The 16,317-nt window shown below is 34.5% G+C and carries 17 protein-coding genes; 13 read left to right on the forward strand and 4 right to left on the reverse strand.

The annotated features are described in order from the left end of the window. Positions 1-94 precede the first annotated feature (94 nt). From rpsP to rplS, 5 genes are read left to right on the forward strand one after another with little or no spacing between them, the layout of a single operon-like run. Complete coding sequence (gene rpsP / locus CCY98_RS04430; RefSeq protein WP_006656972.1) at positions 95-322, forward strand: 30S ribosomal protein S16; 228 nt, start codon at positions 95-97, stop codon at positions 320-322. Beyond that, the gene (locus CCY98_RS04435; protein WP_112057383.1) at positions 322-561 is read left to right on the forward strand and encodes a KH domain-containing protein; all 240 of its coding nucleotides are present in this window, start codon (positions 322-324) and stop codon (positions 559-561) included. Before rpsP ends, CCY98_RS04435 begins: the two co-directional genes overlap by 1 nt. Continuing rightward, entirely contained in the window at positions 561-1,112 is a 552-nt protein-coding gene (gene rimM / locus CCY98_RS04440; RefSeq protein WP_112057384.1) for a ribosome maturation factor RimM, read from the forward strand. The genes CCY98_RS04435 and rimM overlap by 1 nt, the downstream gene beginning before the upstream one ends. Next, positions 1,112-1,816 (forward strand): tRNA (guanosine(37)-N1)-methyltransferase TrmD, encoded by a 705-nt coding sequence (gene trmD / locus CCY98_RS04445; protein WP_112057385.1) that lies wholly within the window; start codon positions 1,112-1,114, stop codon positions 1,814-1,816. The genes rimM and trmD overlap by 1 nt, the downstream gene beginning before the upstream one ends. Further along, positions 1,806-2,162 carry a 50S ribosomal protein L19 gene (gene rplS / locus CCY98_RS04450; RefSeq protein WP_006656494.1) on the forward strand — a complete coding sequence of 119 codons (357 nt, stop codon included), beginning with the start codon at positions 1,806-1,808 and terminating at the stop codon, positions 2,160-2,162. Before trmD ends, rplS begins: the two co-directional genes overlap by 11 nt. Before the next feature lie 60 nt (positions 2,163-2,222). Here rplS and CCY98_RS04455 read toward each other — a convergent pair whose 3' ends face one another. Next, a complete protein-coding gene (locus CCY98_RS04455) occupies positions 2,223-3,131 on the reverse strand; it encodes an AEC family transporter (protein WP_112057386.1) in 909 nt (302 codons plus the stop codon). Positions 3,132-3,253: 122 nt separating this feature from the next. Further along, the gene (locus tag CCY98_RS04460) at positions 3,254-4,663 is read right to left on the reverse strand and encodes a DegQ family serine endoprotease (protein WP_112057387.1); all 1,410 of its coding nucleotides are present in this window, start codon (positions 4,661-4,663) and stop codon (positions 3,254-3,256) included. Between the two features lie 350 nt (positions 4,664-5,013). Here CCY98_RS04460 and CCY98_RS04465 point away from each other — a divergent pair, with 350 nt between their 5' ends. Then, on the forward strand, positions 5,014-6,510 hold the full coding sequence (locus CCY98_RS04465; RefSeq protein ID WP_112057388.1) for a flagellin B: 1,497 nt from the start codon (positions 5,014-5,016) through the stop codon (positions 6,508-6,510). A 131-nt stretch (positions 6,511-6,641) separates the two neighbouring features. On the opposite strand, the gene trpA is transcribed toward CCY98_RS04465, so the two are convergent. Together trpA and trpB are read right to left on the reverse strand one after the other, a co-directional pair. Continuing rightward, complete coding sequence (gene trpA / locus CCY98_RS04470; protein WP_112057389.1) at positions 6,642-7,421, reverse strand: tryptophan synthase subunit alpha; 780 nt, start codon at positions 7,419-7,421, stop codon at positions 6,642-6,644. Between the two features lies 1 nt (position 7,422). Beyond that, complete coding sequence (gene trpB / locus CCY98_RS04475; protein ID WP_112057390.1) at positions 7,423-8,691, reverse strand: tryptophan synthase subunit beta; 1,269 nt, start codon at positions 8,689-8,691, stop codon at positions 7,423-7,425. A gap of 117 nt (positions 8,692-8,808) precedes the next feature. Between trpB and CCY98_RS04480 the strand changes: the two genes are divergently transcribed. The 7 genes from CCY98_RS04480 (at position 8,809) to CCY98_RS04515 (ending at position 16,315) form a co-directional block, all read left to right on the forward strand. Further along, positions 8,809-10,281 carry a chorismate-binding protein gene (locus tag CCY98_RS04480; RefSeq protein WP_112057391.1) on the forward strand — a complete coding sequence of 491 codons (1,473 nt, stop codon included), beginning with the start codon at positions 8,809-8,811 and terminating at the stop codon, positions 10,279-10,281. A 48-nt stretch (positions 10,282-10,329) separates the two neighbouring features. After that, a complete protein-coding gene (locus CCY98_RS04485) occupies positions 10,330-11,949 on the forward strand; it encodes a bifunctional anthranilate synthase component II/anthranilate phosphoribosyltransferase (protein ID WP_112057392.1) in 1,620 nt (539 codons plus the stop codon). Between the two features lie 2 nt (positions 11,950-11,951). After that, the gene (locus CCY98_RS04490; RefSeq protein WP_112057393.1) at positions 11,952-13,439 is read left to right on the forward strand and encodes a bifunctional indole-3-glycerol phosphate synthase/phosphoribosylanthranilate isomerase; all 1,488 of its coding nucleotides are present in this window, start codon (positions 11,952-11,954) and stop codon (positions 13,437-13,439) included. An 88-nt stretch (positions 13,440-13,527) separates the two neighbouring features. Further along, on the forward strand, positions 13,528-13,776 hold the full coding sequence (locus CCY98_RS04495) for a hypothetical protein (protein ID WP_181566543.1): 249 nt from the start codon (positions 13,528-13,530) through the stop codon (positions 13,774-13,776). After that, a complete protein-coding gene (locus CCY98_RS04500) occupies positions 13,767-14,159 on the forward strand; it encodes a hypothetical protein (protein ID WP_112057395.1) in 393 nt (130 codons plus the stop codon). The genes CCY98_RS04495 and CCY98_RS04500 overlap by 10 nt, the downstream gene beginning before the upstream one ends. Positions 14,160-14,394: 235 nt before the next feature. Next, the gene (locus tag CCY98_RS04510; RefSeq protein WP_112057397.1) at positions 14,395-15,081 is read left to right on the forward strand and encodes a response regulator transcription factor; all 687 of its coding nucleotides are present in this window, start codon (positions 14,395-14,397) and stop codon (positions 15,079-15,081) included. Continuing rightward, a complete protein-coding gene (locus CCY98_RS04515) occupies positions 15,074-16,315 on the forward strand; it encodes an ArsS family sensor histidine kinase (RefSeq protein WP_112057398.1) in 1,242 nt (413 codons plus the stop codon). Before CCY98_RS04510 ends, CCY98_RS04515 begins: the two co-directional genes overlap by 8 nt. Positions 16,316-16,317 lie beyond the last annotated feature (2 nt).

The raw sequence follows: 16,317 nt of genomic DNA on the forward strand, positions 1-16,317 counted from the left end.
GCTTGTCTAATAAATCTGTCTAAAAGGGAGTTTCTCCCTTTTAGACAGATTTATATCTGTAAAATAAGATTTATTTTATTTAAGGAGTTTGCTTATGGCAACAGTTATTCGCCTAACTAAAATGGGACGCAAGAAAAAACCATTCTATCGAATTGTAGTAACAGATAGTAGAAAAAAAAGAGATGGGGGTTGGATTGAATCAATTGGATATTATAATCCGCTAACAGAACCTTCCACGGTTAAATTTGATGCAGAACGCTTAAAATACTGGGTTAGCGTTGGAGCTAAAATGAGCGAGAGAGTGCAGGCAATCACAAAATAATGATTGAAGATTTTATAGCACTTTATGTCAAAAAGGTTGTTAGCAAACCTGAAAAAATCCAAGTCACCAAAAAAGAATTGGATACTAATTTTTATGAAATAGAAATTATATCTTCAGAGCAAGACATTGGAAGATTAATTGGTAAAGATGGTAAAATGATTGGTGCTATTAAAACTATCATTTCTGGCTCAAAAGCAAAAGATGGCAATTCTTATCGCGTGATTGTAAAAACAGAATAATGCTTCAAAAAAATAAAATACAAAAAGATTGGGTAAGTGTCGCAAAAATAGGTCGAGCTGTCGGTGTAAAAGGTGAAGTCCTTTTACACTTATTAACGGACTTTCCTGAATCATTAAAAAGCGGGAACACTTATTTTACACAAAATGGTGCTTTAACTATTCAAAACTACAATAAAGAAAACTCTCGCGTGAAGTTCTCACAGATTGATTCACCTCAAAAAGCCAAACAAATTACAAATTTAATTCTTTACACAACGCAAGATTCCACAAAAGAACATTGCACTTTAAAAAAAGATGAGTTTTTTTGGTTTGATATTATAGGGAGTAAAATCATAGAAGATAATGAGATTCTAGGCGAAGTAAGCGAGATAGAGCGCTTAGGAGAAAAAGATTTTTTAATCATAAAAACCGCAGAAGAACTCTGTAAAAATGGTTTGCCAAAAAGCTTTCTAATACCCTATGAATCGCGCTATATCTTAGAAGTAGAAACAAATCTTAATCCCAAAATCATTCACACTCAACTTTGCAAAGTCATTTTAGAAAATAGCTAATGTATTTTTCTTTTGTTACCCTATTCCCTCATCTTATAAAATCCTATTTTAGCGATTCTATTCTACATCGCGCCATAGAAACCAAAAAAATTTCTATAGATTTTATTAACCCCAGGGATTTTAGTAAAAATCGTTTTTTGAAAGTTGATGATTATCAAATAGGAGGTGGAGCGGGATTAGTGTTAGAGCCTTTTGCGATAAGCGAAGCTTTAGAAAAGCTAAAAAAGTGTGATTCTAAAGCTCACATTATCTTTCTTACACCTTGTGGTAAAACTTTCAACCAAAGAGATTCTAAACGACTTGCAAAAAAAGAACATGTTGTTTTAGTTTGCGGACGCTATGAGGGATTTGATGAAAGACTAATTGAGCTTTATGCCGATGAAGTTTTAAGCGTTGGGGATTTTATTCTAACTGGCGGAGAATTAGCCGCTTTATGTCTTTGTGATAGCATTTCAAGACAAATTGATGGAGTGCTTGGAAATAGCCAATCACTCCAAGGTGAGAGCTATGAAGAGTTTTTATTAGAAGCACCCAATTTTGTAAAACCATATATTTTTAAAAATTTAAGTGTCCCTTCAGAGTATTCAAAGGGAAATCATGCTAAAATTCACGATTTAAAATTAAAGGCATCAGAGGCAAAGACAAGATTCCATAGAATTGACCTCTATTGGCAATACAAACAAAGGTTGAAAAATGAGAAATAAATACATTCAGCATTTCGAAGATGCGCAAATAGCAGGAAAAGAGATTCCACAATTTAAAGCGGGTGATACCTTAAGAGTAGGAATTCGTATTTCAGAAGGTGATAAGACAAGGATTCAAAACTTTGAAGGAATCTGTATTTCATTGCGTGGAGTTGGCACAGGAAAAACTTTTACAATTCGTAAAATTGGAGCTAATGGGGTTGGAGTTGAGAGAATTTTTCCCCTTTACTCAGAAAGTATTGATAGCATTAAAGTGCTTAAAATCGGTCGCGTTAGAAGAGCAAAACTTTACTATCTCCGCACAAGAAGTGGAAAATCTGCAAGAATTAAAGAGATTAGAAAATAATCTCTTTATCCCCCACTCTTTTAAAATCTCTTTATTTTTTAGACATTACGCTGTTTTTGCTTAGCTCAAAAAATAACTCAAAAGCGGAATAGAAACAAAAGAAAACAAAATTCCAAATGCAATAGAACTTACTGCCAAATTACTATCCAGTTTTGCTTTCATAATCATTGCACCTGCTAGCGTCATAGTAGGCATCGCGGATTCTAAAATAGCCACAACAACTCTAGGCTCTAACTCTACTGCCAAAAACTTCAAAAGCAAAATAAAAATTAAAGGCGCTAGTAATGTCTTACACAAAACAACAATAATGGTAGGTTTATAAGCTGTTTTAATAGCACTAAATCCAAGACCAAGACCGATAGCAAAAAGTGCAACTGCTGTTGCAGAATTCCCAAAAACCACAATGGGTTTAAAAATAAATTCTGGCAACACAAAAATCTTGCAAACAAAGCCCAACATCAAAGCAATAAAAGGAGGAAAAAATAAAATCCTTCTAATATTCTCCATCACATTAATCTTTTGATTGCTCGCATAGGAAAGCACAATGGGACCAATAATTGAAATGGGAATTGCTGTTGCCAAAGCATCATAAAAAATAACTTCACTTAAAAATACTTCCCCATACACTCCAGAAACAATAGGAATGCCAACAAAAAGCGTATTGCCAAAACAAGCTAACAAAAACATACTCACCAAAGTGCTTTTTGAAAATTTAAATACTATTCCAAGAATCACCGAAAAAATCGCTGCAAGCATACAAGAGAACAATCCACCAAGAATTAAAACAACAAGATTTAAATCAAAATTAAGATGATAAGTCTTATCAAAAATCAAGCAAGGCAAGGCAAAAAGAATCGCAAAATCCAAAAACATACGCGATTGTTTTTGTTTCAATACCCCAACTCTTTTTGCTAAATATCCACCAAGCAATAACACAAAAATCGTAAATAACGGAGTGAAAACAAACATTGCAATATCCCAAAAAAAATGTGCAATTATAATTCCAAAAAATTAAAAGAAGCTAAGAAAACAAGAAAGAAAAACTAAATACTTAGATGATTATAAAGGCAAGGATAGGCTTCCCCTATCCTTTATTTAGCAACAATGCTAAAGATTCTGCCACCTCGATTGATTAGCATTCTCTTTGGTTGCCCTTTATAGCGTTTAAGTGCATCGTTAAAGGATTTTAGATCTGAAATACTAAAGCTTTCAATTTGAACAATAATATCCCCCTCTCTAAATCCTAGCTCTTCTGCCTTGCTATTTGGTGCCACTTGAGAAATAAAAATCCCTTGAATATTGCTTGGGATTCCATAATTTTCTTTTATTGTTGGCGTTAGTTCTGAAACCTCAAGCCCTTGTATGCTACCTACTTCTTTAGCAACAGATTGCGCAGTAGAAAGTTTAGCTAAAGTGAGTGTTAAATTTTGCTCCTTTTTATCTCTTATAATAGTAAGATTAATTTTGTCTTTAGGACTAAAAGTGCCAATATAATTTTTAAGCTCAGCAGCAGATCTAATAGGTTTTCCATTTACTTTAGTAATCAAATCCCAAACTTTTAAACCACTCTTTTGTGCTGGAGAATCATTTTCAATAGAAATTACAACCGCGCCATTTTGATTCTTATAAACTTCTTTTAAATCTCCACTAATATCTTGAATACTCACACCAAGATAACCACGCTCAATCACGCCATCTTCTATTAAAGCTTTAGAAATTTTCTTTACCATTTCTGATGGAATCGCAAATCCAATACCATGATTTCCACCTGTGCGCGAAAGAATAGCAGTGTTAATTCCAATCAATCCACCACGGCTATCAACCAATGCTCCACCACTATTTCCCGGATTAATAGAAGCATCTGTTTGGATAAAATTCTCATAATCATTAATTCCAATACCACTTTTATTTAGTGCAGAGATAATCCCTTGCGTTACACTCTCACCCACGCCAAAAGGATTCCCAATAGCAAAAACAACATCACCCACTTGCAAATCATCACTTGAAGCAAATTTTAAAAAAGGAAGATTTTTTGCATTAATCTTTACAATTGCCAAATCACTTTTTTCATCTCTACCAATGATCTTTGCTTCATATTCTTTATTAGAATCTGGCAAAGAAACGATAATTTTATCAGCACCCTCAACCACATGATTATTAGTAACAATATAACCATCACTTGAGATAATCACACCACTTCCAAGACTTCGTTCAATTCTATCTTTAGGCACAATCGCCCCAAAAGCATCGCCAAAAAACTGCCGAAAGAATGGATCGTTTAAAAGTGGATGTCCTTGAATATTGGTTGCTTTGACCTTTTTTTGCGTAGAGATATTAACAACACCTTTTTTTGCTTCTTTAATTGAATCATAAAAAGAATAAACTTTGTTTTCTGAAATATCAGGAGTTTCTCTAGAAGCAATATTAGGCAGCGTGCTAACTTCAAAAGCAAAAACATTTCCAGCTAACAATGCCCCAAAAAGAAGTGTTTTAATTTTCATTTGTTCTCCTTTGTTAAAATAAAATGTATAAAGAAATTATTACAAAAAATTGTAAATCAACAAATAATCAAAAAAATATTCCCAAGCACTCTCCAAAAAACAACTAGATAAATTCCACAAAACAAGCATTTTAAAAAAGCAATAACTTTATTGCCTTAAAAATTTGTAATTTTTCACAAAAACACTAAAGCTTTTAAAAAAAAATCCGATATAATCACATAACCAAACAAGAAAGCGCTCGCAAAAAGCTAAATTAGCTCTTTGCTTTTAAATTGCTTTTTTGTTTAAGGGTTAAAATTAAATCAATGCTAAGCCAAGGAAGGCAAAGCAAGACATAAAAGGAGTTTCAAATGGCATTTCAAGTCAATACAAATGTTAATGCATTAAATGCAACTGCACAAAGCACTTTTACACAAAATAGTCTTTCTAGTTCTTTGCAAAAGTTAAGTTCAGGTTTAAGAATCAACTCTGCTAAAGATGATGCTTCAGGTATGGCAATTGCAGATAGTTTGCGCTCTCAAGCAAACACTTTAGGTCAAGCAATCCGTAACGCAAATGATGGTATGGGAATTATCCAAATTGCTGATAAGGCGATGGATGAGCAAGTAAAAATCCTTGACACTATCAAAACAAAAGCAACTCAAGCAGCGCAAGATGGTCAAACCACAACAACAAGAACCGCTATTCAAGCTGACATTAATCGCCTTATCGAATCGCTTGATAATATTGCACAAACTACTTCTTATAATGGTTTGTCATTACTTTCTGGTAGCTTTACTAACAAAGAATTCCAAGTAGGAGCATTCTCTAACCAAACTATTAGAACTAGCATTGGTGCGACAAGCTCCGATAAAATCGGGCATGTTAGAAGCGAGACTTTAAAATTTAGTGCATTAGGCACCACATCGATGAAATTCGTTCAAGCACAAGGAAACAATGATGTTCAACTAGAGAGTGTTGTAATCTCAACTTCAGCAGGGACAGGTTTGGGTGCTTTAGCAGAAGTAATCAACAAAAACTCTAATGCACTAGGGGGAGTTCGCGCAGAAGCAACGGTTATTAAAACAGGTTCTCAAAGTGTCGCAGCAGGTAATGTTACAAGCTTAACTATCAATGGAGTAAAAATTGGTGGTATTGAAAATATTAAAGCTAATGATTCTGATGGAAGGCTTGTCCAAGCTATCAATGCTTACAAAGAGCAAACCGGTGTTCAAGCTTCAACCGATGAAGCAGGAAGACTAGTGCTCACTTCCAATGATGGTCGTGCAATCCAAGTTGCAGGTGGCGGTATGAGTGCAGGTGGTGCAGCCATTATAACTGCTGCTAATGCAACTAGCACCTTTGTTGGTTCTTTAAGCCTCACAAGAGTGGGTGCCAATGACATTAAAATTAGCGGTACAGGATTAACAAATGTTGCAAAGACAAGCGGAGCAGCTCAAACTACAACCACCCTTAGAGAAATCAAAGGAAACTTAAGTGCGGATGTTAGATCTGCTATCGGTGGAAACGCGGGAGTTTGGAGTGGTGCAACTGGACAAGGATTAGAAGCAGGAGTTATCACCCTTAAAGGTGCGATGCTAGTAATGGATATTGCAGAATCAGCAATCAAACAACTTGACTCTATCCGATCTGACCTTGGTTCTGTGCAACAACAAATGCAATCTACAGTTAATAACATCACTATCACACAAGTGAATGTTAAATCTGCTGAATCAGGAATTAGAGAAGTTGATTTCGCTAGCGAATCTGCAAACTACTCTAACCTAAATATCCTTGCACAAGCTGGAAGCTATGCAATGAGCCAAGCTAATGCTACACAACAAAATATCTTAAGACTACTTCAATAGTCTCTTAATCAATCTCAAACCCTTTTTGGGTTTAAGAAATTTTATTACTCTCTTTTTTAATTAAAACTTCGTAATATTTAACATTAATTTTCAAACTACTTAGATAATAGTTCAAACTATAAAATCACACTCTAAAATGTAATTCCTAGCAATTCCCTTGTAAATTGATAAAGTCTATCTTGTAAATTCACTTTTTGTTCAGCACTTTGAGCAATCATTCTCACAAACGCACTCCCCACAACCACGATTGGCACAATCCCATGCAAAGCATCAATTTGCTCTCTACTATGAATTCCAAATCCCAATGCAATAGGCTTTGTTGTATGTTTTTTCACTCTCTTTATATATTCTAAAAGAGTAGAATCAATTGATGTCCCATCACCTGTAATACCATTTCTCGCAACAACATAAATTAAACTCCCTGTTGCCCTATCGAGCTTCTCCATTCGCTTTGTATCGGTATAAGGCGCAATAAGTGCAATATTCTCTAACCCGTGTTTTTTGCTTAATTCAAAAAGTCTCTCATCATTTTGTAAAGATAAATCCGGCACAATAAGCCCAAAAACTCCGCATTCTTTGGCTTTTTTAAGAAATTTTTCAATACCATAGGCAAACAAAATATTGCCATAAGTCATAATCAAAATTTTTGTTTTAATATCCCTTTGCTTAAAGGCTTCATTAAGCCTTTGCAAAAACTCAAATCCCAAATCTGTATTAAATCCATTTTTTAACGATTCTTCACAAGCACTCGCAATCACAACACCATCAGCATTAGGATCAGAAAAGGGAAACTGCACTTCTAAATACTCCGCTCCACCTCGTGCGATTCCAAGTGCTGCTTCTAAACTCTCACCAAAACTAGGGAATGAAGCAACAATATGCCCCATTAGTTTAATGTTTTCTTCTTTCATATTATTGCCCTCTCATCTCTGCAATCTCATTTGCCAAAAACTCACTCCAACGATCTTTTTGCAAGGCTTTTGCGGTAATAAAAATATCCTTATCCCCTCTCCCTGAAACATTTACTAAAATCTTTTTATTCTTAACTTTTTTAGCAATGCTCAAAGCTCCTGCTAAAGCGTGACTTGATTCTAAAGCCGCTATAATCCCTTCATTTCTAGCAAAAAACTCCAAGGCTTCTAAAGCTTCCTTATCACTACTAGAACTAAATTTAACACGCCCTATTTCTTTTAAATGTGCAAGTTGAGGACCAATTCCTGCGTAATCAAGCCCTGCTGAAATTGAATAAGTCTCTAAAAGATTACCATAATTATCACTTAAAAAATAGCTTTTATAGCCTTGAATGATTCCAAGATGCGCATTTGCATTCCCCATTCTTATGGCGTTTTTCCCTTTTTCCTTACTCATTCCCCCTGCTTCAATTCCTACCAAAGTAACTTCTCGATCCTCTAAATAATGCCTAAAAAATCCCATTGCATTACTTCCACCTCCGACACAAGCCACCATAATATCGGGATTACCTTTAAAAAACTGCTTCGTTTGAGTTTTTAGCTCCTTGCTAATCACGCTTTGAAACTCTCTAACAATATCTGGATAAGGATAAGGTCCTAATGCACTTCCAAGCACATAAAAGGTATTTTTACTATCTTTACTCCATTCTCTTAATGCTTCATTAACAGCATCTTTAAGTGTTTGTGATCCACTCTCTACACCAATCACTTTAGCGCCCAAAAGTTGCATATTAAACACATTAGGAAATTGTCGTTTCACATCCCTACTTCCCATAAAAACTACACATTCTAAGCCAAGCTTTGCACACGCTGCACTCACTGCAAGTCCGTGCTGACCTGCACCTGTTTCTGCGATGATTCTTGTTTTACCCATTTTTTTAGCCAAAAGCACTTGCCCTATGGCGTTATTAATCTTATGCGCACCTGTATTTGCCAAACCTTCAAACTTTAAATAAATCTGATTTTGCAGAATCTTACTAGCATTTTTTGCATAAATTAGGGGTGTTGGACGACCTACAAATTCTGCTAAAAGTTCCTTAAATTCCCTTTGAAATTCCTTAGAGAACAGAATCTTTTTGTAAGCCTTTTCTAGCTCCTTTAGCGCTGGATACAAAATTTCTGGCACATACTGCCCACCAAAAGCGTGGAAATCACCCTTATCCTCTCCAAAAAAACCTTTTTTTGATTTTAAAAATATTTTTTCTGCCATTTGTTTTCTTTATAATTTTTTGTGCCATTATATCTAATCCAAACTCAAATTTCTTTTTAAAAAAATAATAGTATAATTAAAAATTTAATTTTTAAAACTAATTTTTAAAGAAATGTTATGTTTAAGTTTTTAAATCTCAATCAAAAAGGCTATGATTCGGCTTTGGAATTCTGCAAGATTCCGGCTTCCAAGCTTACACCTTTAATGCTTTGTGAAACTTTCAGTGCTCCTGTATTGCTTGAATCGGCATTTTTAAAAAGTGGAAAAGGACGCTTCTCTATTCTTATTTTAGAAGAAGCCTTTAGAGTTACAAAAGATAATCAAGAAACCTCCTTGCTTTTTTTGGATTCTAAGCACATTCTCCCCAAGCAACCTTTTTTGAAAACCTTAGAATCCCTAAGAAACCTTGCTCCAAACCCCAAAGATTCTAGCTTTGATTCTGCACTACCTAGCGATTTACCTTTACCGCTTGGAGGAGTAGGATATTTGGGATATGAATTTTTTAGCGAGATTGAATCCCTTAGCTTTAATAATCCCCCCCTTTATGATTGCTATGACAATGCCTTTATTTTTGGGCGTGATTTTGCTATTTTTGATCACTTTTATGAATCGCTTTATCTCATTAGTGTCGCCTATGATCAAGAGACACAATCCCATAACCTAAAAAATCGTCTTGATAAACTTATCTGCAAGCTAGAAAATATTCAACAAAAACAAGAATCTCCGCAAAATTATCATTCAAAAGTTATTTCTAGCGATAAGCAATCCTATTACACTCATATGGTTACCTTCCTTAAAGATGAAATCTACAAAGGCAATCTCTTGCAATGTGTCCCAAGCCAAAGTATGCAAATAGAAAGCAACTTACCACCACTAAAAGCTTATCAGAATCTACGCACTAATAATCCAAGCCCTTATATGTATTATTACAATTTTGGGCATTTTCAAATTATTGGTAGCTCCCCTGAAGTGTTAGTTAAAGTTGAAAAAATTGATGATAAAAAAGCCAAAATCACTCTTCGCCCTATAGCTGGAACTCGCAAAAGAGGAAACAATCAGATTCAAGATTTGCAATTAGAAGAAGAATTAAAAAATAATCCAAAAGAAAATGCTGAACATTTGATGCTCTTAGACTTAGGGCGTAATGATATTGGAAAGGTTGCAATAGGTGGTAGCATAGAAGTTACTCAAGAAAAAGTGATCGAAAAATACGCTAGGGTGATGCACCTTGTCTCTGAAGTAGAGGGCATAATGGATTTACAAATCCATAATAAAAATGATGCTATTTTAGCAACATTTCCTGCTGGAACTGTGAGTGGGGCGCCCAAGATTCAAGCTATTAAAACCATCGAATCTTTAGAAGAACACAAAAGAGCCATTTATTCTGGAGCCATTGGATATTTTACACAAGATGGCGATATGAATTTTGCAATCGCTATCCGAACTGCAGTCTATCAAAAAGGCATTTATTATCTCCAAGCTGGTGCAGGGATTGTTTATGATTCTATCCCCAAAGAAGAATATTTAGAAACCAAAAATAAAATGCTATCTTTAGTGGAAGCCATTATGGAAGAAAATAATGCAAACTAATCCAACACAAAAAGACTTACTTGCCCCTAAAGACACAGAGGAAGTGCTATGATTTTACTCATTGATAATTATGATTCTTTTACTTATAATATTTATCAAGCTTTTAGTCGCTTTAACTATCCCATTAAAGTTTTAAGAAATGATCAAACTAGCCTAGAAGAAATCCAATCACTTAACCCAAGCTACATCATTATAGGACCTGGTCCAAAATCCCCCAAAGATGCGGGAATTAGTATCCAAATTGTGCAACACTTTAAAGGAATCTATCCAATTTTAGGAATCTGCCTTGGGCACCAAGCTATCTTAAGCGCTTTTGGAGTTGAAATCAAAAATGCCAAAAATATTGTGCATGGGAAAGTTGAACCACTCATTCACAATGCCAAAGGGATCTTCCGCCATATTAGTCAAAAAACTCCCATTGCGCGTTATCATTCTCTTGTGGGCAAAAAAGAAGAGATTCCAGATTGTTTTTTGATTAGCGGAATGAGTGAAGATGGCGAAGTTATGGCAGTTGAGCATAAACAATATCATCTTGTAGGATTGCAATTCCACCCTGAATCCATTGGCACAAAAGAAGGCATTAAAATGCTACTTAACTTTTTGCATTACACAAGAGAGCCAATCCCCACAAAAGACTATCTCAAAAAAGTCCTTCACCAAAAATCTCTCAATTTTCAAGAAAGCTATAATCTAATGGATGAACTCACTGAAGGCAACTTAAGTGATGCGCAAATTGGAAGTATTTTAACTAGCCTAGAAATTAAAGGCATTGATGAGTATGAATTAGCAGGTTTTGCATCTGTGCTTAAAAAGAAAGCTGTTAAACTCAACTTAAAAGATAATTTTGACATTCGTTTTGATATGGTCGGCACAGGGGGAAGTGAGGCAAAAACTTTTAATGTCTCCACAACAGCTGCTTTGCTTCTTGCCACACAAGCCCAAAAATCAAACTTTGGAATCATTAAACACGGCAATAGAGCGGTTACTTCTAAAAGTGGTTCGGCTGATTTATTAAATGCACTTGGCATTAATGTCAATATGGATTTTAGCAATGTTAAAACCATTTATGAAAATCTCCACATTACCTTTTTATTTGCCCAAAAATTCCATTCTGCAATGCGTTTTGCAGCCAATGCTCGCTCCTCACTTGGATTTAAAACCGCTTTTAATCTCATAGGTCCCCTAAGCAATCCAAGTCCAATAACCCACCAACTTATCGGAGTTTTTGATAAATCTTACACTGAAATTATGGCAAAAGCCTTAGCAATTTTAGGTGTAAAACGAGCAATGGTTGTGAGCGGACTTGATGGTTATGATGAAATCTCACTTTGTGCGCCAACACAAATTACAGAGTTACAAAACGGAAGCATTAAAACCTATATTTTTAATCCCATTGAAGTGGGATTAGACTTTGTCAATCATTCACTCTTGCAAGGCGGAGATAGTCAAGAAAATTTACAAATCACACTGGATATTTTTAATGCCAAACCCTCTCCCAAGCTTGATTTAGTTGCTTTAAATATGGGCGCTGCATTATACCTTTGCAATCAAGCCCAAAATATCAAAGAAGGTTTTTTTAAAGCCAAAGAAATCATTCAAAGCAAGGAAGTTTTCTCTCTTTTAGAATCTTTTAAAACCCTAAGCAATCAATGCCCCACAAAGGATTAATGATGGTTCCAACCATTCTTAAAAAAATTCTCCAAACAAAAGCCAAATATCCCATTTTAAAAACTACAAGAGCAGCTAAACTCACTTCCCCAAAGTTTAACTTTCCTTTTTTGATTGCCGAGATTAAAAGAGCTAGTCCTTCAGCAGGGGATATTGGAGCGATAAACAGCCCAAAAGATCTAGCTCAAAGCTATCTTGATGGTGGGGCTGGTGCGATTTCTGTCTTATGCGAAAAAGATTTCTTTAAAGGCGATTTAGAGGATTTAAAAGAGACAAAACTAAGCCACGAAAATGCTACCATACTGCGCAAAGACTTCATTACTAAGCTTGAGCAAATTCAAGAATCTTATGATTTTGGTGCGGATATGGTGCTTTTAATTGCCGCTATTTTTATCGGCAACAATAATGAAAATGGGGGTTTTGCAAGACTTAAGCAACTTTATGAAGAATCTTTAAGGCTTGGCTTAACCCCATTAATAGAAGTTCATAATGCCAAAGAAGTTGATTTTATCACTCCACTTCAAGCAACTCTTATTGGCATCAATTCACGCGATTTACACACTTTTACCATTAATAAAATCCAAGCTTACAATCTCTTAAACTACATTCAAAAAACAAATCCACAAAGTAAAATCATCTTTGAATCTTCCATTGAATGTAGTTTTGATGGCTTTGTAGTAGGAAATATTGGCTTTGATGGAATCTTGTGTGGCAGTTATCTTGTGCGCGATTCTACACCCGCACAGACCCTAAAACACCTAAAGAGTGCAATTATTAGCGGAAAACAATCACCCAATGGTTTTTATCGCAATGTTTTTAAACTCCTTGATTCCAAGCAAGGCTTTTTGAAAATCTGTGGAATCACTTCTAGCAAAGATGCGCTAATGTGCGCTAAAGCTTTAGAATCAAACCTAAACTCACCCCTAGAAAAAATTGCAGCACTAGGATTTATTTTAGTTAAAGATTCTCCCCGATTTACCAACCCAGAAACTATCAAAGAAATCGCCAAAAGTTTGCAAGCTCATCCAAAAATTCTTAAAATTGCTGTGGTTAAAGATGACCAAGAAATGATGCAAATAGCTATTAATCTCTACAAAGAGGGCATTATTGATGCTTTGCAACTCCATGGAGTAAGCCAAAAAAGCTTTGGTAGCATAAATTTAAAAGAAGCAAATTTTGCATTTTATGAAGCTTGGAATGTGGAGAAAGCAGAGGATTTGGGCGATTTTATAAGCCCTTTTGTATTGCTAGATTCCAAAAGCACTCTAGGGGGTGGAAGTGGCAAAAATATTGCGCTTAACACATTAAAATCACTCCAAGAAAAAACTAGTTGCTATCTCTGTGTAGCTGGTGGAGTGGGAATCTCAAATATTCAAGATTTAAGAAAAATCGGAGTTAAAATGTTTGATGTTAATTCTAGTCTAGAATCAACTACAGGTAAAAAGGATCAGCAAAAAATCTCTGAATTCTTAAAAGCCTTTGTGCTATAAAAAACAATCTTGATTTTATTTTAAGATTTTAAACTTATAAAATTTATGTTAAAATGATAGTTTGGAATTCAATTTTTGAGGCTATATAATGAAAACACTCACGCTTGCAAGCATCTATGAAACCCAAGGTCATCGTTATGAAGCCGCTCAAATTTATAAAACTATCTTGCAAGAAAACCCCAATAACACTGAAGCAAAAGTGGCGCTAAAGCGCCTAACAAGTAATCGCAAAAGCTATGGCAAAGCTGATGAGAATATGCTTAATCTTTTTATCCAAATGGATTCTAAAATTGAATTTAATGAATTTGAAAGGTGGTTATTGCAATTATGGAATTAAAAGAGGCAATTTTAAAAACTCTAGCAGAGATTGACTTAGATGCAGAATCTACAATTTCACTTGAAGAAAAGCCAGAAAGAGATGCTCTTTTAGATATTATAGCAGCCGAAGAAGCAAAAAAAGAATCACCCACAACTCCTGCTTCTTATGAAAGAAAAATCCAAAAGCTTGATTTAAAAAACCACAAAGAACTTAAGGAACTTCTTATTAAGTATTATTCTGAAGAAGAAAAATTTTTAAATAATCTACAAGATAGGATTCTTGTCTTATTTGAAGGGTTGCAATCACCCAATAATCGAAATATTGAAGAAAAAGTTGATATGATTCTTAACTTTTTAGAATTTACTTTAGCCATCATCGATGAAAAAAAGAATCAAAAATGAAAAAAATTTTTTCATTTACTTTTGATTTACTCTATTATTTTATAATTTCATTGTCTCAAGCAGGATGGCTTGAGATACAAATGTTCCGCACAACATTAGTTAGAGTTTTTCATCCGTTTCTCCTTTGTGAAGAGAATTTATTTTTAATTAGAGATATTTATTCTAGTGGGTGTTTTCCTGAATTTTTATTCAACCCCCTAAAATACCCAATCCTCCTTTTTGTAAGGAAAACACCATGCTAGAAATTTTAATGATTGAGGATGACTTGGAATTAGCAACTATTCTTAGCGAATACCTCAAAGCCCATGATATTAATGTAACAAACTATGATGAACCCTATACGGGTATGAGTGCAATTAACACTCGACATTTTGACCTCCTTCTTTTAGATTTAACACTCCCTAACCTAGATGGGCTTGAGGTTTGTAAGAAAGTTGCTAAAGAAAAGCACATCCCCATTATCATCTCTTCTGCTAGACACGATATAGATGATCGAGTCTTAGGATTAGAATATGGTGCGGATGACTACATACCAAAACCCTATGATCCAAAAGAACTTGTAGCGCGAATCCATAGTGTTTTACGCCGATATAAAACAACTAAAGAACCTAATTCTACCGAAATCATTTGCCCTCCTTTCTTGCTTAACAAAAGTAGTCGAGAAATTTTTCTTAACAATACTCCACTAGATTTAACCAAAGCAGAATACGAGATTTTAAGCTTTATGATAGAAAACAAAAATCAAGCATTAACGCGCGATTCTATTGCAGCACATTCTGATTCAATTAGTCCAGATAGCACCAACAAAAGCATTGATGTGATTATGGGCAGATTACGCGCTAAGATTGAAAAGGAAGGCAAAAAGTATATTTTTTCTATTCGCGGAATCGGTTACAAATTCCAAACTAAAGACAATGAATAAAAACTCAATTATCGTAAAGATTACTATTCTTTTTTTAATTGCCATTATTGGCTTAAGTGCTTTTTCTTATTATTTTATTCGTGAAGAAATCGACAAAAAAACCTATGAAAATCAACTCAAATACACTCAATTCCTAGCTACCATCAATCAGCTTGTGCGCTTTGGGGGCAACATTGCCTTGATTGAAAAATACCTTGATGAATTGGCTTTAGTCCAAATTGACAACACAGAATTTCTCAAGCGCTTTGAGAATCATATTTCACCAAATTTTAACCAAGGAGTGATTGTAAAAATTATCAAAGAAAAAAAAGGGATTTATTTGTTTTTACAAACCCCAAATGGTTGGCGAGTTTATGGAGATATTCATTTTAATAGGCTTTTTAACTACTATATCATTACTTTTATTGCTTTTATTATCGTTGTTTTTCTTTTTGTGCTTGTTATTCGCAGTCTCTTACCTCTCAAAACACTCCAAAAGGAAATAAGAAAATTTGCCAATGGACAAACAGACATTCATTGCAAAATCAATCAAAATGATGAAATTGGAGAATTAGCGCAAGAATTTGATAATGCCGTTAAAAAAATCAATGCCCTAAACCAATCTAGACATCTCTTTTTGCGCTCCATTATGCACGAGCTAAAAACCCCTATCACCAAAGGAAGAATTACTGCTGAAATGATTGATAACACACTTTATAAAGAGCGTTTGTGTTCAGTGTTTGAGCGACTTAATTCGCTAATTAATGAGTTTGCAAAAATTGAAGAATTAAGCTCTCGCAATTACTGCCTCAATAAATGCAATATCTCACTTAAGGAAGTTTTGGATAAAGTTTTTGAAATGCTACTTTTAGACAAAGAACAAATTTCCACACTTTTTATCTTCCCTAAAGAAGAATGTTTTTTATATGCCGATTTTGAAATGATTGCCCTAGTAATTAAAAATCTCATTGATAATGCTATTAAATATAAAACACAAGGACAAATTGAAATCTATATTCAAGACAAAAATTTAGGAATCAAAAACTATGGAATGCCACTACCTTATAGTTTGCAAGATCACTCTAAGCCTTTTTTTAAAGATTCTAAATCCAATACAAGTGGCTTAGGGCTTGGGATTTATATCATCAAAAGCACCCTAGAATCACAAGGATTAGAATTAGAATATTTTTACAAAGAAAATCAGAATAATTTTATAGTAAAAGGGGTAATATCCCATAAAACTTTAAAAGGATAATT

It is taken from the genome of Helicobacter sp. 11-8110, assembly GCF_003288905.1.
Lineage (GTDB): Bacteria > Campylobacterota > Campylobacteria > Campylobacterales > Helicobacteraceae > Helicobacter_D > Helicobacter_D colisuis.